Origin of the sequence: Nocardia asteroides (assembly GCF_900637185.1) — a bacterium.
GTDB lineage: Bacteria > Actinomycetota > Actinomycetes > Mycobacteriales > Mycobacteriaceae > Nocardia > Nocardia asteroides.
On the sequence record NZ_LR134352.1, the window covers coordinates 247,074 to 265,049 of the forward strand.

At 70.0% G+C, this 17,976-nt stretch carries 18 protein-coding genes; 13 read left to right on the forward strand and 5 right to left on the reverse strand.

Translation table 11 applies throughout. The features are described from left to right. The first annotated feature begins 53 nt into the window (after nucleotides 1–53). The 7 genes from EL493_RS01295 to mnhG are packed head-to-tail and all read left to right on the forward strand — an operon-like array spanning nucleotide 54 to nucleotide 6,092. Entirely contained in the window at nucleotides 54–2,840 is a 2,787-nt protein-coding gene (locus EL493_RS01295) for a Na+/H+ antiporter subunit A (protein ID WP_022566128.1), read from the forward strand. Beyond that, nucleotides 2,837–2,974, forward strand: coding sequence for a hypothetical protein (locus EL493_RS32135; protein ID WP_019049631.1), 138 nt, complete (start codon nucleotides 2,837–2,839; stop codon nucleotides 2,972–2,974). The genes EL493_RS01295 and EL493_RS32135 overlap by 4 nt, the downstream gene beginning before the upstream one ends. Next, nucleotides 2,971–3,354 carry a Na(+)/H(+) antiporter subunit C gene (locus EL493_RS01300; RefSeq protein WP_019049632.1) on the forward strand — a complete coding sequence of 128 codons (384 nt, stop codon included), beginning with the start codon at nucleotides 2,971–2,973 and terminating at the stop codon, nucleotides 3,352–3,354. The genes EL493_RS32135 and EL493_RS01300 overlap by 4 nt, the downstream gene beginning before the upstream one ends. Continuing rightward, a complete protein-coding gene (locus EL493_RS01305; protein ID WP_019049633.1) occupies nucleotides 3,351–4,946 on the forward strand; it encodes a Na+/H+ antiporter subunit D in 1,596 nt (531 codons plus the stop codon). Before EL493_RS01300 ends, EL493_RS01305 begins: the two co-directional genes overlap by 4 nt. Continuing rightward, a complete protein-coding gene (locus EL493_RS01310) occupies nucleotides 4,943–5,503 on the forward strand; it encodes a Na+/H+ antiporter subunit E (RefSeq protein ID WP_019049634.1) in 561 nt (186 codons plus the stop codon). The genes EL493_RS01305 and EL493_RS01310 overlap by 4 nt, the downstream gene beginning before the upstream one ends. Next, nucleotides 5,500–5,760: a monovalent cation/H+ antiporter complex subunit F gene (locus EL493_RS01315; RefSeq protein WP_019049635.1), complete on the forward strand. Its 261-nt coding sequence runs from the start codon at nucleotides 5,500–5,502 to the stop codon at nucleotides 5,758–5,760. The genes EL493_RS01310 and EL493_RS01315 overlap by 4 nt, the downstream gene beginning before the upstream one ends. Further along, complete coding sequence (gene mnhG, locus EL493_RS01320; protein ID WP_022566126.1) at nucleotides 5,757–6,092, forward strand: monovalent cation/H(+) antiporter subunit G; 336 nt, start codon at nucleotides 5,757–5,759, stop codon at nucleotides 6,090–6,092. The genes EL493_RS01315 and mnhG overlap by 4 nt, the downstream gene beginning before the upstream one ends. Here mnhG and EL493_RS01325 read toward each other — a convergent pair. The 5 genes from EL493_RS01325 to EL493_RS01345 form a co-directional block, all read right to left on the reverse strand. Further along, on the reverse strand, nucleotides 6,089–7,438 hold the full coding sequence (locus tag EL493_RS01325; protein WP_019049637.1) for a phosphatase PAP2 family protein: 1,350 nt from the start codon (nucleotides 7,436–7,438) through the stop codon (nucleotides 6,089–6,091). The genes mnhG and EL493_RS01325 overlap by 4 nt on opposite strands. Nucleotides 7,439–7,488: 50 nt before the next feature. Next, the gene (locus tag EL493_RS01330) at nucleotides 7,489–8,631 is read right to left on the reverse strand and encodes a glutamate--cysteine ligase (RefSeq protein WP_019049638.1); all 1,143 of its coding nucleotides are present in this window, start codon (nucleotides 8,629–8,631) and stop codon (nucleotides 7,489–7,491) included. Nucleotides 8,632–8,641: 10 nt separating this feature from the next. Continuing rightward, nucleotides 8,642–9,337, reverse strand: coding sequence for a superoxide dismutase[Cu-Zn] (sodC, locus tag EL493_RS01335; RefSeq protein ID WP_022566125.1), 696 nt, complete (start codon nucleotides 9,335–9,337; stop codon nucleotides 8,642–8,644). Between the two features lie 120 nt (nucleotides 9,338–9,457). Further along, nucleotides 9,458–10,027 carry a LytR C-terminal domain-containing protein gene (locus EL493_RS01340; RefSeq protein WP_019049640.1) on the reverse strand — a complete coding sequence of 190 codons (570 nt, stop codon included), beginning with the start codon at nucleotides 10,025–10,027 and terminating at the stop codon, nucleotides 9,458–9,460. 42 nt (nucleotides 10,028–10,069) lie between these two features. Then, nucleotides 10,070–10,387 (reverse strand): DUF3263 domain-containing protein, encoded by a 318-nt coding sequence (locus tag EL493_RS01345; protein ID WP_019049641.1) that lies wholly within the window; start codon nucleotides 10,385–10,387, stop codon nucleotides 10,070–10,072. A gap of 179 nt (nucleotides 10,388–10,566) precedes the next feature. On the opposite strand from EL493_RS01345, the gene EL493_RS01350 reads away from it, so the two are divergent. From EL493_RS01350 to EL493_RS01375, 6 genes are all read left to right on the forward strand, one after another. Continuing rightward, nucleotides 10,567–11,157 carry a peptide deformylase gene (locus EL493_RS01350; RefSeq protein ID WP_030201334.1) on the forward strand — a complete coding sequence of 197 codons (591 nt, stop codon included), beginning with the start codon at nucleotides 10,567–10,569 and terminating at the stop codon, nucleotides 11,155–11,157. After that, nucleotides 11,147–12,109, forward strand: a complete 963-nt coding sequence (locus tag EL493_RS01355; protein ID WP_030201336.1) for an N-acetylglutamate synthase, CG3035 family — start codon at nucleotides 11,147–11,149, stop codon at nucleotides 12,107–12,109. Before EL493_RS01350 ends, EL493_RS01355 begins: the two co-directional genes overlap by 11 nt. 13 nt (nucleotides 12,110–12,122) lie before the next feature. Continuing rightward, complete coding sequence (locus EL493_RS01360) at nucleotides 12,123–12,938, forward strand: exodeoxyribonuclease III (protein ID WP_022566124.1); 816 nt, start codon at nucleotides 12,123–12,125, stop codon at nucleotides 12,936–12,938. 67 nt (nucleotides 12,939–13,005) lie between these two features. Continuing rightward, complete coding sequence (locus tag EL493_RS01365; RefSeq protein WP_022566123.1) at nucleotides 13,006–14,208, forward strand: homogentisate 1,2-dioxygenase; 1,203 nt, start codon at nucleotides 13,006–13,008, stop codon at nucleotides 14,206–14,208. Further along, nucleotides 14,205–15,392 carry a fumarylacetoacetase gene (gene fahA / locus EL493_RS01370; protein WP_022566122.1) on the forward strand — a complete coding sequence of 396 codons (1,188 nt, stop codon included), beginning with the start codon at nucleotides 14,205–14,207 and terminating at the stop codon, nucleotides 15,390–15,392. Before EL493_RS01365 ends, fahA begins: the two co-directional genes overlap by 4 nt. A gap of 138 nt (nucleotides 15,393–15,530) precedes the next feature. Then, the gene (locus EL493_RS01375) at nucleotides 15,531–17,792 is read left to right on the forward strand and encodes an MMPL family transporter (protein ID WP_019049647.1); all 2,262 of its coding nucleotides are present in this window, start codon (nucleotides 15,531–15,533) and stop codon (nucleotides 17,790–17,792) included. Nucleotides 17,793–17,976 lie beyond the last annotated feature (184 nt).

Consider the following 17,976-nt stretch of genomic DNA (forward strand, 5'->3'; position numbering starts at 1 on the left):
CCCGTAGGATCGGGGCGCGCTACTCGACCGCTACGACCGGACGGAGGAGGAGTTTGCTCCCCGTACTACTCGTCCACATGCTGGCCGCACTGGTGGCGCCGCTGTGCGTACGAGTTCTGGGCCGCAATGCGTTCTACCTGCTCGCGCTGGTGCCGCTCGGCAGCCTCGGCTGGGTGATCGCGCACTGGGGCAGCACCGTCCGCACCCAGCTGACCTGGGCGCCGCAGATCTCGATGGACATCGACCTGCGCTTCGATTCGCTCGCGGCGGTGATGTCGACGCTGGTCCTCGGGATCGGCGCGCTGATCCTGGCCTACTGCGGCCGCTACTTCGATCGTGACGAAGCCCGGCTCGGGGTGTTCGCCGCCGAGCTGACCGGTTTCGCGGGCGCCATGTTCGGCCTGGTGGTCAGCGACAACATGCTGCTGCTGTACGTGTTCTGGGAAATCACGACGGTGCTGTCGTTCCTGCTCGTCGGCCATTACGCCGAGCGCGCGGTCAGCCGCAGGGCCGCGATCCAGGCGCTGCTGGTGACGGGTGCGGGCGGGCTCGCGATGCTGGTCGGGATCGTCGTCCTCGGGAACCGCTACGGCACGTATCTGCTCTCCGACATCCTCGCGACCGCGCCGCCAGGAGGGATCGCGGTGTCGGTGGGTCTCGGTCTGGTGCTGCTCGGCGCGATCAGCAAATCGGCGATCGTGCCGCTGCACTTCTGGTTGCCCGGCGCGATGGCGGCGCCGACGCCGGTCAGCGCGTATCTGCACGCCGCCGCCATGGTGAAGGCCGGTGTGTACCTGGTGGCCCGGCTCGCGCCCGCCTTCGCCGAGACACCGCCCTGGCACGTGCTGCTGCTGCCGCTGGGGATCATCACCATGCTGCTGGCGGGCTGGCGAGCCATCCAGGTCTTCGACCTCAAACTGGTGCTGGCCTTCGGCACGGTGAGCCAGCTCGGGCTGCTGATCACCATGATGGCGATCGGTACACCGGACGCGGCGCTGGCCGGCCTCACCCTGCTGGTCGCGCACGCGCTGTTCAAGGCGTGCCTGTTCATGGTGGTCGGCATCATCGATCATGGCGCCGGCACCCGGGATCTGCGGCAGCTGTCCGGGCTCGGCCGACGGGCGCCGTGGCTGTGCGCGACCGCGGTGGTCGCCGCGCTGAGCATGGCCGGGATCGCGCCGCTGCTGGGCTTCGTCGGCAAGGAGTCGGCGCTGAGTTCGGTGTGGTCGGCCGATGTGCTGAGCACCCCGGTGAAGCTGTTCGAGCTGGCGGGCATCGCGATCGGGTCGGCGTTCACGGTGGCCTACAGCATCCGGTTCGTGTGGGGCGCTTTCGGCCGCGCCGCGGATCCGGAGCACCCGACGACCTGGCACGCCCCGGGACCGCTGCTGCTCGCGCCGCCCGCGATCCTCGCCGCGGCCGGTGTCGCCGGCGGTCTGAGCACCACCACCGTCGACAGCTGGCTCAGCCCCTACGCGGCATCGCTGCCCGGCGATCTCGACACCCACCTCGCGCTCTGGCACGACGTCACCTGGCCGCTGCTGCTCACCATCCTGATCATCGCGGCCGGTATCGCGCTGTTCCTGAGCCGCGGCCGGATCGGCGAACCCGTCCATCCGCGCCTCGGCAACGCCGACCGCAACTACGACGCGGCGCTGCGCGCGATGGACAAGCTCTCGCTGCGGATCACCGGCACCGTGCAGTCCGGTTCGCTGCCCGCCAGCCAGGCCGCCATCCTCGGCACCTTGATCGTGCTGCCCACCGTGCTGCTGGCGCTGGGCACCCGCACCGGAGTGGAGCTGCGGCTGTGGGATTCGCCCTTGCAGGCGGCGATCGGGGCGATCATGATCGCCATGGCGCTCGCGGCGACCGTGCTGCGCAATCGCCTGGCCAGTGTCCTCGTGGTCGGCGTGACCGGATACGGCTGCGGCGTGATCTTCGCGCTGCACGGCGCGCCCGACCTGGCCCTGACCCAATTCCTGGTCGAGACACTGACCCTGGTGATCTTCGTGCTGGTGCTGCGCGCGTTCCCCGCCGAGATCGCCGAGGACCAGGCGACCGCGTTCAAGGTACGGCGGGCGCTGCTGGCCGTGGGCGTCGGGATCACCGTGGCGGTACTGGCCGCCTTCGCCACCGCGGCCCGGCGGGCGACCCCGATCTGGGAGGCCATCCCGGACGCGGCCTATCGGATCGGCGGCGGCAAGAACGCGGTCAACGTGCTGCTCGTCGACATCCGCGCCTGGGACACCCTGGGCGAGATCTCGGTGCTCGTCGTCGCCGCGACCGGCGTGGCGTCGCTGGTGTTCCGCAGCAGGCGGTTCGGCAGCGCGCCGCGCGCCGCCGACTCCCCCAACTACGATCCCGACGCGCTGAGCTGGCTGCCCGCCGCCCGGCTGGTCGACCGGCGCGAACGCTCGATGGTCCTGCAGATCACCACCCGGCTGATCTTCCCGACCATCATGGTGCTGTCGGTGTACTTCTTCTTCTCCGGCCACAACGCCCCAGGCGGCGGTTTCGCGGGCGGCCTCATCGCCGGTCTCGCCCTGACCCTGCGCTACCTGGCCGGCGGCCGGTACGAACTCGGCGAGGCGCTGCCCGTGGAGGCCGGGCACCTGCTCGGCGCCGGGCTCACCCTGGCCGCGGGCACCGCGACCGCCTCGCTGCTGCTCGGCGCACCGCCGCTGTCCTCGGCGATCATCGAGGTGACGCTGCCGGTGCTGGGCCACATCAAGCTGGTCACCGCGATGTTCTTCGATCTCGGCGTCTACCTGGTCGTGGTCGGCCTGGTCCTCGACGTCCTGCGCAGCCTCGGCGCCCGGCTGGACAAGGAACTCCAATGAGCGAGCGCAGCGAGCGGCCGATCAACACAGCCGCCATCGCGGTCATGCCGGAACCGAGCGACAGCGAGGTGCCGATCAACACAGCCGCCATCGCGGTCATGCCGGAGCCGAGCGACAGCGAGGTGCAGGCATGAGCGCGAATCTGGTTCTTTTGATCACCATCGGCGCGCTCACCGCGTGCGGCGTGTACCTGCTGCTCGAGCGCGTGGTCTCCAAGATGCTGCTCGGGATGATCCTGCTGGGCAACGCCGTGAACCTGCTGATCCTCACCATGGGCGGCCCCGACGGCAAACCGCCGATCCTCGGCAGTTCCGACACCTCCCACGACGGCATGGCCGATCCACTGGCCCAGGCGATGGTGCTCACCGCCATCGTGATCACCATGGGGCTGGCCGCGTTCGTGCTGGCCCTGGCCTACCGCTCCTACGCGCTGACCACCAAGGAGGACGTCGCCAAGGACCCCGAGGACGCCCAGGTCGCCAGCAGGCGGGAACAGGAGGATCCCGAACAGTGACCCTCTCGCCCGGGCTGCTGCCCGCCCTCGCTCCGCTGCCGGTGCTGATCCCGCTGCTCGGCGCCGCTGCCACGCTGGTGTTCGGCCGCCGCCCCCGCCTGCAGGCGGTGATCTCGCTGACCGCGCTGTCGTGCGTGCTGGTCATCAGTGGGCTGCTGCTGTTCCTGGCCGACCGCGACGGCACCACCGCGGTACAGGTGGGCGGCTGGCCGACGCCGATCGGGATCACCCTGGTGGTGGACCGGCTCTCCGCGGCGATGCTGCTGGTGTCGGCGTTCGTGCTGCTGGTGGTCTCGATCTACGGTGCCGGACAGAACATCTCCGACGGCGACGAACAGCAGCCCACCTCGATCTACCGCCCCACGTACCTGGTCCTGACGGCCGGGGTGTCCACCGCCTTCCTGGCCGGTGACCTGTTCAACCTGTTCGTCGGTTTCGAGATCCTGCTCGCCGCCTCCTTCGTGCTGCTCACCGTGGGCGCCACCGAGGAACGCATCCGCACCGGCATCGCCTACGTGATGGTCTCGATGGTGTCGTCGCTGATCTTCCTGATCGGTATCGGCATCACCTACGCGGCGACGGGCACCCTGAACCTCGCGCAGCTGGCCGTGCGGCTGGAGGCGACGCCGAGCGGCGTGCGCACCGCCTGCTACGCGGTGCTGCTGGTGGCGTTCGGGATCAAGGCCGCGGTGTTCCCGCTGTCGAGCTGGCTGCCCGACTCCTATCCCACCGCGCCCGCACCGGTGACCGCGGTGTTCGCCGGCCTGCTCACCAAAGTCGGTGTGTACGCGATCATCCGCACCAACACACTGTGGTTCCCCGACGGCGCCTTCGACGACATCCTGCTGATCTGCGGCCTGGCCACCATGCTGGTCGGCATCCTCGGCGCCATCGCCCAGACCGATATCCGCCGACTGCTCTCGTTCACCCTGGTCAGCCATATCGGGTACATGATCTTCGGCATCGGCCTCGCCACCACGGCGGGCCTGACCGGCGCGGTCTACTACATCGCCCACCACATCCTGGTGCAGACCGCGCTGTTCCTGGCCGTCGGCCTGATCGAACGCCAGGCCGGGTCGGTCTCGCTGCGCAGACTCGGCGGGCTGGCCGCCGCGAGTCCGCTGCTGGGCGTGCTGTTCCTCGTGCCCGCGCTGAATCTCGGCGGCATTCCACCGTTCTCAGGGTTCATCGGCAAGGTGACGCTGCTCGAGGCCGGCGCCGCCGACGGCAGCGTGCTGGCCTGGGTGCTGGTCGGCGGTTCGGTCGTCACCAGCCTGCTCACGCTGTACGCGGTGGCGCGGGTGTGGAGCAAGGCGTTCTGGCGGCCGCGTGAAGAGGCGCCGGAGGGTCATCTCACCGCGGCCAGACCGCCGACCCTGGTGGAGGATTCGACCGACGTGTACTACGAGGATCGCGCCGATCCGGGCCGGATGCCCGTGCTGATGGTGCTGGCCACCGCGGGCCTGGTGGTCGCGGGCCTGGTGCTGACGGTGGCGGCGGGACCGGTCCTCGGCATCGCCGAACGCGCCGCCGCCGACCTGAACGACCCGTCGGTGTACATCGACGCCGTGCTCGGAACGGAGGCGCGATGACGGTCACCCGGCTGGCCAACCGCGACAATCTGGTGCGCGTCGGCGTCCTGCTCTGGCTGACCGCGGTCTGGGTGGCGCTGTGGGGCGACCTGAGCGCGGCCAACGCGCTGGCCGGTTTCGTCGTCGCGCTGATCGTGGTCTTCGCGCTGCCACTGCCGCTGATCCCGGTGACCGGCCGGTTCCATCCGCTGTCGTTCCTGGAGTTGATCGTCGTCAGTGTCTATTACGCGCTCGAGTCGAGCCTCCAGGTGGCCTGGTTCGCGATCCGGCCCGCAGGCCCGCCGGTGTCGGGGGTGCTGCGCGTGCACCTGGGCATCCAGTCCGATCTGGTGCTGGTGATGGCCACCGACCTGCTCAACCTCATCCCGGGCACCATGGTGCTGGAACTGGACCGCCCCCGCTGCGTGGTCTACGTCCACGTGCTCGACGTGGGCAGCGAGAAGTCGGTGGTGAAGTTCTATCGCACCACCCGGCGATTGGAGCATCTGCTGATCAACGCCTTCGAACGGCCGAGCGAGCGGCGCCGCATCGACCCCGAAGCGGAGGTGCGCCCGTGACCGTCGTCGCCGTCATCGCGGGCGTGCTGCTCGTCGCCGCCGCCGTGATCACCAGCTACCGGGTGCTGGCCGGGCCGAGCACTCTGGACCGGGTCGTCGGCATCGACTCGCTGATGGCCATCGCCGCCTCCGGGCTGGCGGTCTGGGCCGCCTACAGCAATGACACCACGGTGATCCCGGCGATCGTCGCCCTGGCCCTGGTCGGCTTCCTCGGCTCGGCCGCGGTGTCGCGCTTCCGCGTTCGGGACGACCGATGAGCGGGTGGGAGTGGGTCTCGGCCGTGCTGATCCTGACCGGCTGCACGCTCGCGTTCACCGCCTCCATCGGCATCGTCCGCTTCCCCGACACCCTCACCCGCATGCACGCGGCGACCAAGCCGCAGGTGGTGGGCCTGGTGCTGGTGATGATCGGCGCGGGGATCGACATCAGGAACGACGTGAACGTGTGGATGCTGGTGCTCACCGGCCTGTTCACGATTCTCACCGCGCCGGTCATCGCCCATCTCATCGGCCGCACCGCCTACCGCGAGCAACGTCATCGCGACGGACTGCTCCGGATCAACGAACTCGGCGGCGACGCCGACGACTAACCGGCCACCCGCACCGGTTCGGCCACCGGGCTCGGCGCCGCGGCGAACCAGGTGCTGTGGAACAGCGCGGCCACCGCGGCCAGCAGACCGAGCACCACCGCGCCGGCGAGCACCGGGTACTCGGCCATCGGCACCGCGAGATAGCGGTAGGACAGCAGCAGCCCGGCGAACACCACCGCGCCGAAGCCGACCATCCGCACCCGGAACGCGCCCCAGCCCCGTTCGGGAGCCCGCAGCGCGGACTCCACGGTCAGGCACAGCACCGCGCCCGCCACCAGGTCGACGCCGTAGTGATAACCGAACCCGAGGGTCGCGGCCACCGTGGCGGTCAGCCAGAACGCCCCACCCCAGCGCAACCAGGCGGGCGCGCGCGACCCGTCGACATCGCGGCGGGTGTGGATGAACAGCGACAGCGCCCACGCCGTGTGCATCGAGGGCATGCAGTTGCGCGGGGTGAACTCGTCGAACGGCAACGGCGCCGGACTCGGGTCGATCGCGGGCAGCATCGAGGGCCAGAAGTCGCCCACCTGGAAGCCGTGCCCGTCCGCGCCGAAGGCGAACATCGGCCCGACCACCGGGAAGATCACATAGAACAGCGGCCCGACCAGCCCGAGCACCAGGAACGTCCGCACCAGATAGTGCGTCGGCCACACGCCGGTCGGCACCACCCGGCGCAGCTGCCAGACCGCGACCACGATGGCCGCCACCGGCAGCTCGATGTAAACCCAGTGCAGCACGCCGTACACCTCGGGCCCGAGCACTTCGAGCACCCGGCCGAGGACCCACGACGGATCGCCGAGGGCGTGATCGGCCAGCAGCAGATATTCGTCGAGCACCGAGGGCCGCACCGCCGAGGTGACGTGCAGCCACACGTCACCGACCTTGGTGGCCAGCACCAGCAGCGCGCCGAGGGCGGCCGCGCGCAGCGCGTCGGTGCGTTCGCGGCCCTGCCAGCGCACGGCCGCGACGACGGCCAGCGCGGTCAGCACGATCGTCGGCCCGTTGCCGACGGTGAACGGCTTGCCGTCGAGCAGCCGCAGTGCCGCGTACACCGCGTCGATCCCGATCGCGGCCACCACGGCGATCACCCGCCTGCGGGCGTTCACCCCGACCAGCGCCAGGATCAGCCCGGCCCACGGCACCGACATCGATTTCGGGGTGCCGACGTAGTCGCGCGCGAGACTCGCCAGCGGGCCGTCGAAGCCGCTGATCGACGCCGCGATCTGCAGACCGATCAGCAGGAGGAGCACTGCCGACACCGCGGCGACGGCGAGGTTGCGTGGCGCACGCAGACGTTCGCGAAGGGCGCCACCCCCCGCATCGGCGCGCGGATGTTCGACAAGCATCCGACCATCGTAAACGGCGGGTGAACGCCGTCCCGCCGGACAGCTGAACGCTACTGATCCAGCTCGCGCACCAGCGAATCCACGACCGCGACAAGATCACCTTGGTTTTGCGCGGCGACGCGGCGTTGCCGCTGGTAGGACGCACCGTGGCGGGGAATGTCGGCCACGGCGGCCAATTCGTCGGAACAGCCGAGCCGCTTGGCCGTCGGCTCGAGCCGGTTCAGCAGATCCATCAGATCGTCTGTGACCAAACGCTCATTGCTCGCGTCGTCGACGATCACGATCGCGTCCAGCCCGTACCTGGCGGCGCGCCACTTGTTCTCCTGCACATGCCAGGGCGGCAGCGTCGGCAGGTCCTCGCCCGCGTCCAGCCTGCGCTCCAGGTCGACGACGAGGCAGTGGATGAGCGCGGCCACCGAGGCCAGCTCGGCACGGCTGGACAGCCCGTCGCAGACCCGGATCTCGATGGTGCCCCACTTGGGCGCGGGCCGGATGTCCCAGTGCATGCCGCCGAGCTGTTCGAACACACCGGTTTTGAGCTGGTCGTGGACGAAACCCTCGAACTGGGGCCAGTCGCCGAACTGGAACGGCAGCCCGGCGGTGGGCAGCTGCTGGAACATGAGCGCGCGATTGCTGGCGTAGCCGGTGTCGTCACCGGACCACATCGGCGAGGACGCCGAGAGCGCGAGCAGATGCGGGTACGACAGCAGCAGTGAGTTCAGGATCGGAAAGACCTTGTCCCGGTGTGAGACTCCCACGTGCACGTGCACGCCCCAGATCAGCATCTGGCGGCCCCACCACTGGGTGCGCTCGATCAGCTCGTCGTAATGCGGTGAGCGCGTGAGCTGCTGGGCCGACCACTGCGCGAACGGATGCGTACCCGCGCAGAACAGGTCGACGCCCAGCGGATCGGCCGCGCGGCGCACCGCGTCCATGGTGCCGCGCAGATCGTCGACCGCGCCGCCGACGGTGTCGTGCACGCCGGTCACCAATTCGACGGTGTTGCGCAGCAATTCCTTGGTGACCTGCGGTGTCCCGTCATGGGCCCGCAGGTCGCCGACGGCGTCGAACACCGTGGCCGCGGTGTTGGACAGATCTCGCGTCACCTTGTCGACGAGCGCGATCTCCCACTCGATGCCGATGGTCGGCCGGGGCGAACCGCGAAAGGGAACCGTCTGGATTGCCCCGGCCATCTGCGTCTCGCTAACCGACCACGCCGCAGGCGACCCGGGAACCGGCGTCACCGGTGGACAGCGTGGTCTCGTCGGGTCCGGTGCCACCCTCGCGGGTGTAGCGCGGCGGGATGTTGCCGAAGTTGTCGGCGCCCGAGTGCACGATCAGGGCCTTGCCCTTCACGTTGTCCAGGGTGACGGTGTCGGTGCGGGTGACCAGCTTGGCGCTGCCGTCGGCGCCGACCTGCAGCGAGGTCAGGTCGCCGCTGGCCGGGTGCGCGTTGGCCGCGCCGACCTGCAGATGACCGCCCGCGGAGCTGAAGTCGCCCTCACAGGTGCCGTTCTGGTGGAAGTGCAGGCCGTGGAAGCCCGGGGTCAGGCCCTGCGCCTCGACCGTGATCACCAGGTGGTTGCCCTCGCTGACGATGGTCGCGGTGCCGACGTTGCCGCCGGAACCGTTCTTGAGCTCGGCCTTCAGGCCGCCCGGCGCGGGGGTGCCGTGGTCGCCGCCGCCGTGGCTCTCGGTCGTGGCCGAGGCCGGGCCGTGGCCGCCGTGCTCGCTGCCGGAACCGGCGGGCGCGGGCGAACTGGTCCACACCGGCGGCGTGGTTCCCTTGACGTCACTCGACTCCTGGCTGTTGGTGCACGCGGTGAGCCCGAGCGCGGCAATCGCCAGCACCGGGGTCACAATGCGCCAAGACGGGCGACGAGTTGTCGACGTTGCCATCAGGGAACTCCTTTACGAGTACCGAGTTTAACGAGTAAAGCTGGGTGGACAGGGGCTGTACCGCTCAAGATGATGCCACAGCGCGGACACCCCACCCGGCACCGCGTGCCGTGCCTCGTTTCAGCGACCGGTCAGCACCACGACGACGCCCGGCGTGCTGTCACCGGTCTTGGGCGCGACCGTTCCGCCGATCTCCGCGGCGATCTCGGTGGCCGCGGCCTTGTCGCCCGCGCCGCCGCCGTAGAACACCGTGGTGGTGGTCAGGTTGCTGCCGCTGTAGTTCCCGGTGCTGACATTGCTCCAGCCCGAGGCGGTCAGATCGCTCGCGGTCCGCGCGGCCAGGCCCGCGACCAGGCTGTTGTTCAGCACTCGCACCGGCACACTCTGATCCACGCCCGCCGCGGCGGGCGCGGTGGTGGTCGGGGCCGCGGTGGTGGTGGTCGGGGCGACGGTCGTCGTGGTCGGCGCCGCGGCCGCGCTGGTCGTCGTCGGCGCGGCCGTGGTGGCCGGGGCCTGCGCGACGACGCTGGAGGTCGTCGTCTCCGACGACTCGGCGGCCTCGGTGGGCTCGGCATCGGAGTTCGACAACGACATCGCGCCCAGACCGGCGAAGACGATGGCCAGCGCGATCAACACCATCGCCAGCGCGCGCAGCGGCGGGCCGCCGGGGGCGGGATTCGGGTTGCTCACCCGCGCAACCCTAGTCGCAAGGTGGGTGATGTGGCAGTCATGTCAGACCTGGAAACCGAGCCGGCGGGCCGCGCGGGCCTTCTGCCTGCTCGCCCGCAGCCTGCGCAGCCGCTTGACCAGCATCGGGTCCGCCGCCAGCGCTTCTTCCTTGTCCACGACCGCGTTGAGTACCTGGTAGTACCTGGTGGCCGACATGGCGAACAGTTCGCGGATCGCGTCTTCCTTGGCGCCCGCGTATTTCCACCATTTGCGTTCGAAGTCGAGGATGTCGAGCTCCCGGCGACTCAGACCGCTGCCGCCGTCGATGGCCGCGTCTTCCGTCGTCCGAGCCTCGATGTCGCGAGCCGCTGCGCCGTCCATCTTGCTCCCTCGCCGAGTATCACGAGATGAAAATGACGCTTGCACGTCGCGGATCATTCAACCATGTACCGGCCGGATCCTCCGACCGATGTCCCGGCGTGTTGACTACGGGCCAGTAGGTGGCGCAAGCCACAGGGGTCGCCGCTCGCGCACGCGCGAGAGCGGCGATAATGGCGGCCATGGCAATTCTCCCGATCGTGATCGTCGGCGACCCCGTCCTCCACAACCCCACCGCACCGGTGACGGAGACGCCCGCGGAGCTGGCCGAGCTGATCGCGGACATGTACGACACGCTCGCCGAATCCAAGGGTGTCGGCCTGGCGGCCAACCAGGTCGGCGTCGGCAAGCGCCTGTTCGTCTACGACTGCCCCGACTTCGACGCCGCGGGCAAGCCGATCCGCCGCAAGGGCGTGGTGGTGAACCCGGTGCTGGAGACCTCCGCGATCCCGGAGACCATGCCCGATCCGGACGAGGACGAGGAGGGCTGCCTGTCGGTGCCGGGCGAGCAGTTCCCCACCGGCCGCGCCGACTGGGCCCGCGTCACCGGTACCGACGAGCAGGGCGAACCGGTCGAGCTCGAGGGCACCGGCTTCTTCGCCAGGATGCTCCAGCACGAGGTGGGCCACCTCGACGGTTTCCTCTACGTCGACGTGCTGATCGGCCGCAACGCCCGCGCCGCCAAGAAGGCGATCAAGCGCAACGGCTGGGGCACACCGGGTCTGAGCTGGATCCCCGGCACCGTGCCCGACCCGTTCGGCCATGACGACTGAAATCCCCCTCGGCCGCCGCGTCGTCATGCGGTACCAGCTGCCCGAGGGTTATCCCCAGCCGCTCACCGATGTGATCGGCGAGCTGGTGTCGCTGGATCCGCCGTCGGTGCGCACCGCCGAGGGCGAGCTGGTCGCGGTGTCGCCCGATCGGGTGGTGGCGCTGAAAGCCTTGGGGCCGAGGCCGATTCGCACCAAGGAGATCCGCTCGCTGGAGGCCGCAGCGGCCGCCGCCTGGCCCGGCCGCCACCACCTGTGGATCGACGGCTGGCTGGCGCGCGCGGGCAACGGCTACACCGGACGCGCGAATTCGGCGGTGCCGCTGGGTGAGTCCGGCGTGCCCGCGGTGCTGTCGATCGACACCATGCGCCGGATCGCGGACTGGTACACCGCCAACGACCTGCCGCTGCTGCTGCAACTGCCGGACCGGCTGGCCCCGGTGCCGCCGGGCTGGAACACCTGGAGCGAGACCGTGGTACTCGGCCTCGACATCTCGAATTTCGTGCTGCCGCAAGGTCCGTCGATGGTCCGGGTCGCCGCGGCGCCCGACGACGGCTGGCTGGCGATGCACCGCTACCGCGGCGAGATCGGCCTCGATCCGGCCGTGCGCGTGCCGGACCGTGAGGTACTCACCTCGGTGCTCGACGGCGCGGTCGGCTTCGCCTCGCTCGGCGTGCCCGAGCCGCTGGCGATCGGGCGCGGCGCGGTGACCACCGCGCCCGACGGCAGGCGCTGGGTCGGCTTGACCTGCGTCGCCGTGGCGACCGCGCACCGCCGCAACGGCCTGGCCGCGCTGCTGTGCGCCGAGCTGATCCGCTGGGGTGCCGAGCACGGCGCGACCCACGCCTACGTGCAGGTGGAGATGGGCAATGCCGCCGGGCTCGCGCTCTACCGCGACCTGGGCTTCCTCGAACACCACAGTTACCGCTACGCCGCGCCGCCGAGCGCGGCCTAGAAAGGAATCCGCCTTGCGTCTCGCCACCTGGAACGTCAATTCGGTCCGCTCCCGCGTGGACCGGGTGATCGCCTTCCTCGACCGCCACGACATCGACGTGCTGGCGATCCAGGAGACCAAGTGCCGCGATGACCAGTTTCCCTACGAACAGTTCGACGCGGCCGGCTACGAGGTCGCCCATGTGGGGCTGAACCAGTGGAACGGCGTGGCCATCGTGTCCCGGGTCGGCCTCACCGATGTCGAGACGGCCTTCGCGGGCCAGCCCGGTTTCGACAAGAACGCGGGCGACGCGCTGCTGGAATCGCCGGTGGTCGAGGCCAGGGCCATCGGCGCGACCTGCGGCGGGGTGCGGGTGTGGAGCCTCTACGTCCCCAACGGGCGCGCCCTCGGCGACCCGCACTACACCTACAAGCTGAACTGGCTGTCGACTCTGCGGGAACGGGCGAGCGAGTGGCTGGCCGACGACCCCGAAGCTCAGATCGCGCTGGTCGGCGACTGGAACATCGCCCCCACCGACGACGACGTGTGGTCGCCGGAGTTCTTCGAGGGCAAGACCCACACCTCGGTTCCGGAGCGCGCCGCCTTCCAGTCCGTGCTCGACACCGGCTTCCGCGACGTGATGCGCCCGTTCGCCCCCGGCCCCGGCGTCTTCACCTACTGGGACTACACCCAGCTGCGTTTCCCCCGTAAGGAAGGCATGCGCATCGACTTCGTGCTGGCCTCCCCCGCCCTGGCCGACCGGGTGAAGGACGCCCACGTGGACCGGGAGGAACGCAAGGGCAAGGGCGCCAGCGACCACGCCCCGGTCATCGCGGAGTTCACCGACTGAGCACGCCCACGGCGGTACCGTGGATGGCAAGGACCATCCGGCCTGCGACGAAGCGGGAGGTGTGCTTGTGGCTTTCTACCGGCAGGTGGGGACCGTGCCGCCGAAGCGGCACACCCAGCACCGCGACGAGCGGGGCAACCTCTACTACGAGGAGCTGATGGGCGAGGAGGGTTTCTCCGGCGACTCCTCGCTGCTCTATCACCGTGGCCTGCCGCCCGCGATCGTCGACGCCACGGTGTGGGAGCTGCCCGACCAGAAGCTCACCCCGAATCATCCACTGCGCCACCGGCATCTACGCCTGCCCGACCTGTTCCCCGGCGACACCCCCGCCCGGACCGACCCCGTGACCGGCCGTCGCCTGCTGCTCGGCAATCCCGACGTGCGAATCTCGTACGTGGTCGCCAAGGGCGCCTCGCCGCTGTACCGCAATGCCATCGGCGACGAACTCGTCTACGTGGAATCCGGTGCGGCCGTGGTCGAAAGCGTCTTCGGCACGCTGACCGCCGACCAGGGTGACCAGGTGATCATCCCCCGGGCGACCACCCACCGCTGGCTGCCCACCGGCGAGGAACCGTTGCGCGCCTACGTGATCGAGGCGTCCAGTCACCTCACCCCGCCCAAGCGGTACCTGTCGAAATTCGGCCAGCTGCTGGAGAATTCGCCCTACTGCGAGCGCGACCTGCACGGGCCCACGGCACCGCTGCTGGCCGAGGGCACCGATGTGGAGGTGCTGGTGAAACACCGGCCGGGAGCCGAAGTGGTCGGCACCAGGCTGACCTACGCGACGCATCCGTTCGACGTGGTCGGCTGGGACGGCTGCCTGTATCCGTACACCTTCGATATCGCCGACTTCGAACCGATCACCGGACGCGTGCATCAGCCGCCGCCCGCGCATCAGGCGTTCGAGGCCGTCAACTTCGTGGTCTGCAATTTCGTGCCGCGCAAGGTGGACTATCACCCGCTGTCGATCCCGGTGCCGTACTACCACTCCAATGTCGACTCCGACGAGATCATGTTCTATTGCGGCGGGAACTACGAGGCGCGCCGGGGTTCGGGCATCGCCCAGGGCTCGGTGTCGGTCCATCCGGGCGGGTACGCGCACGGGCCGCAGCCGGGTGCCTACGAGCGCAGCATCGGCGCCGAGTTCTTCGACGAACTGGCCGTGATGGTCGATACCTTCCGCCCGCTGCAACTCGGCGAGGGCGCGCTGGCCTGCGAGGATCTCGGGTACGCGTGGACCTGGTCGGGCCGAGGGCCTGCGCCGCGATGACCGGGCGCCTGTTGCGGGTGGAGGTGGCGCCGGACTCGCTGTTCGGGCCGGAGAACATGCCGTACGGGATCTTCGCCCCGCCCGGCGGCGACTTCCGGGCCGGGGTGCGGCTCGGCGACACCGTGCTGGATCTCGTCGCGCTGCTGGGCGACCCGATCTTCGCCCGGCCCGACCTCAACGCCTTCCTGGCGGCGGGCCCCGACCGCTGGCGCACGGTGCGTGCCCGATTGCGCGACCTCGCCGACACCGAACTCCCCATCGACGCGGTGCATCCGCTCAACGCGGTGCGGGTGGCGCTGCCGATCCGCGTCGGCGACTATGTCGACTTCTACGCCAGTATCGACCACGCCACCAATCTGGGCAGGCTGTTCCGGCCCGACAGCGAACCGCTGCTGCCGAATTGGCGGCATCTGCCGGTGGGATATCACGGCCGCGCCGGCACGGTCGTCGTGTCCGGCACGCCGGTGATCCGGCCGCTGGGCCAGCGCAGGACCGATTCGGGCGCACCGGATTTCGGCCCGTCGCGGCGCCTGGACATCGAAGCCGAGCTGGGCTTCGTGGTCGGCTCGGGATCGATGCTCGGGGTCCCGGTCGGGGTCGACGACTTCGCCGAGCACGTCTTCGGCGTGGCCCTGGTGAACGACTGGTCGGCCCGCGACATCCAGGCCTGGGAGTACCAGCCGCTGGGCCCGTTCCTGGGCAAGTCGTTCGGCACCTCGCTCTCCGCCTGGATCACGCCGCTCGCGGCGCTGACCGAGGCGCGGGTGCCGCTGCCCGTCCAGGAGCCGCCGCCGCTCCCCTACCTGCGCGGCACCGCGGAGCACGGCTACGACATCGACCTGCGCGTCGCCTGGAACGGCGCGGTCGTCGCGCACCCGCCCTACGCGCACATGTACTGGTCACCGGCGCAGATGCTGGCCCACCTCACCGCCAACGGCGCCTCGATCCGCCCCGGCGATCTCTACGCCTCCGGCACCATCTCCGGCCCGGCACCGGATCAGCGCGGGTCCTTCATCGAATTGTCTTGGGGCGGAACAGAACCGATCAGCATCGGCGATGACTCACGCACCTTCCTGGCCGACGGCGACGAAGTGACCATCACCGCGACCGCGCCCGGCCCCGCGGGACGGCGCATCGGGCTGGGCGAGGTCAGCGGGCGGATACTGCCTGCCCGCGTCCCCTGAGGCGGGCACCCGGGACGGCGCGGCATCCACCCAGGGGCGGAGATAGTACTACCGCATCTTCCACCTAGAGGTGGTATCGGAAATATTTCGGCGCGGGCTACCGTGACGTTCGACGTTCACGAAAGAGAGCCCCCGACGATGTTGACGAGAATCGCCCGCGCCGCCGTGGGCCGACCACGGCTGGTGGTCGCGGTCGCGCTGTTGCTGATGATCCTGTGTGGCGCGATCGGCGCCACCGTGCACTCGCATATGAAATCGGGCGGTTTCGTCACCGACGATCTCGACTCGGTGCGGGCCAGCCAGTACCTGAGCGAGCATTTCCCCGGCTCCGAGCCGAACTACGTCCTGCTCGTCACGGCTCCCGACTCGGCCGATTCCCCGGCCGCCGCGGCCGCGGCCGACCGGGCGATCGCCCAGCTGCGCACCTATCCCGAGGTCAGCGGGGTGCAGTCGTACTGGACCTCGCGGCCCGACCTGAAGCAGGCCCTGCGCAGCAAGGACGGCAAGCGGGCGCTCATTCTGGCCAGCATCGAGGGCGACGACGCCGAACTCCCCGAACGCGCGGGCAAGATCAGCAAGGAAATCCAGGTCGAGGGCGAGCCGGTGACGGTGGAGGCGGGCGGTCTCGCGGCCTCCTTCTCCGACATCAACACCCAGATCTCCAAGGACCTGGTCATCGCCGAGGCGGTCGCCATCCCGATCACCGGTCTGCTGCTGGCACTGGTGTTCGGCAGTGTCGTGGCCGCCGCGCTGCCCATCGCCATCGGCCTGTTCGCCATCGCGGCCGCGCTGGGCATCCTGCGGGTGCTGACCGCGGTCACCGATGTGTCGATCTTCGCGCTGAACATGACCACCGCGCTCGGGCTGGCGCTGGCCATCGACTACAGCCTGTTCATCGTCAGCCGCTATCGCGAGGAGCTGACCGCGGGCGCCGCCCCCGTCGACGCGGTGATCCGGTCGATCCGCACCGCGGGCCGCACGGTGGTGTACTCGGCGCTGGTCGTGGCCCTGTCGCTGTCGGCGCTGCTGGTGTTCCCGCAGTACTTCTTCAAGTCCTTCGCCTACGCGGGCATCGCGGTCGTCGCCGCCGCGACCGCCGCCGCCGTGATCGTGCTGCCCGCGCTGCTCATCCTGGTCGGCACCCGCATCGACGCGGGTGACCTGCGCACCCCGCTGCGCCGCTGGTTCCGGCTGGCCCCGCGCGTGGAGAAGCAGCCGCGGCAGACCTTCTGGTACCGCCTGGTCACCTGGGTGATGAAGCGGCCGCTGCCGATCGCGCTGGCGACCACCGCGTTCCTGCTGCTGCTCGGTTCGCCGTTCCTCGGCGTGCAGTTCGGCTACCCGGACGACCGCTCGCTGCCCACCGGCGTGGCCAGCCGCGAGGTGGGCGACGTGCTGCGCACCGAGTTCGACGCCGACATGGCGGCCAGCGCCACCGTGGTGCTGCCGGACTTCCACGGCTCCGCCGCCGACCTCGACGCCTACGCCCGCGAGCTGTCCAAGGTGCCCGATGTGCCCGCGGTGCTGAGCAGCGCGGCCGTGTATCGCAACGGACTGCGGGTCGCCGCGGGCGTGCCCGAGATGACGGACCCGGCCCAGGGCGCCTATCTCTCGGTCGGCACCAGGCTCGATCCCTACTCGGACGCGGGCCGGGCCCAGCTCGACTCCGTCCGCGCCGTCCCCGCACCCTCGAACGCGCTGGTCACCGGCCCGGCCGCGCTGAACCAGGACTCCGTGGAGGCCATCACCGGCCGCCTGCCGCTGGCCGGCGCGCTGATCGCGATCACCACCCTGGTGCTGCTGTTCCTGTTCACCGGCAGTGTGGTGCTGCCGGTGAAGGCGCTGGTGCTCAACATCCTGTCGCTGGCGGCGACCTTCGGCGCGATGGTGTGGATCTTCCAGGAGGGCAACCTGTCGGGGCTGCTCGGCTTCACCTCCACCGGCACGCTCAACCTGGCCATGCCGATCCTCATGTTCAGCCTGGCGTTCGGCGCCTCGATGGACTACGAGGTGTTCCTGCTGTCCCGGATCCGGGAGGAATGGCTGGCCGGACCCAAGACCACCGAGGGCAACACCGAGGCCGTCGCCATGGGCGTGGCCCGCACCGGCCGCATCTTCACCGCCGCCGCGCTGCTGATGAGCATCGTGTTCCTCGGCGTCGCCACCTCGGGTGTGTCGATGATGAAGCTGTTCGGCCTCGGCTGCGCGCTGGCGGTGATCAGCGACGCCACCGTCATCCGCGGCCTGCTCGCCCCGGCGCTGATGCGGATGATGGGCACCTGGAACTGGTGGGCGCCCAAGCCACTGGTGGTGCTGCACAACAAGTTCGGCCTGCACGAAGCCGACGAAACCGCCCCCGGACCGATCGACGAGCCCGAGCGCGCCCCGGCCGCGGTCTGAACCTCGCGCGGCCCGTCCCGGACTTCCCGGGCGGGTCGCCCGGGGCGGCGGGTATGGTCGGGCCGGACAATTTCACACGCCAACGGGGGCTCGCACCAGCGGGCTGAGAGGACAGCTAGCCCATTTTCCGGGCGATCAGGGCTGTCGACCGTATGAACCTGACCGGGTAATGCCGGCGTAGGGA

Coding starts and splice junctions, on each gene's coding strand:
- EL493_RS01330 (WP_019049638.1), bottom strand. CDS start 8,631: ATGGCCGGGGCAATCCAGACGGTTCCCTTTCGCGGTTCGCCCCGGCCG.
- EL493_RS01300 (WP_019049632.1), top strand. CDS start 2,971: ATGAGCGCGAATCTGGTTCTTTTGATCACCATCGGCGCGCTCACCGCG.
- fahA (WP_022566122.1), top strand. CDS start 14,205: ATGACCGGGCGCCTGTTGCGGGTGGAGGTGGCGCCGGACTCGCTGTTC.
- EL493_RS01375 (WP_019049647.1), top strand. CDS start 15,531: ATGTTGACGAGAATCGCCCGCGCCGCCGTGGGCCGACCACGGCTGGTG.
- EL493_RS01355 (WP_030201336.1), top strand. CDS start 11,147: ATGACGACTGAAATCCCCCTCGGCCGCCGCGTCGTCATGCGGTACCAG.
- EL493_RS01310 (WP_019049634.1), top strand. CDS start 4,943: ATGACGGTCACCCGGCTGGCCAACCGCGACAATCTGGTGCGCGTCGGC.
- mnhG (WP_022566126.1), top strand. CDS start 5,757: ATGAGCGGGTGGGAGTGGGTCTCGGCCGTGCTGATCCTGACCGGCTGC.
- EL493_RS32135 (WP_019049631.1), top strand. CDS start 2,837: ATGAGCGAGCGCAGCGAGCGGCCGATCAACACAGCCGCCATCGCGGTC.
- EL493_RS01350 (WP_030201334.1), top strand. CDS start 10,567: ATGGCAATTCTCCCGATCGTGATCGTCGGCGACCCCGTCCTCCACAAC.
- EL493_RS01345 (WP_019049641.1), bottom strand. CDS start 10,387: ATGGACGGCGCAGCGGCTCGCGACATCGAGGCTCGGACGACGGAAGAC.
- sodC (WP_022566125.1), bottom strand. CDS start 9,337: ATGGCAACGTCGACAACTCGTCGCCCGTCTTGGCGCATTGTGACCCCG.
- EL493_RS01325 (WP_019049637.1), bottom strand. CDS start 7,438: ATGCTTGTCGAACATCCGCGCGCCGATGCGGGGGGTGGCGCCCTTCGC.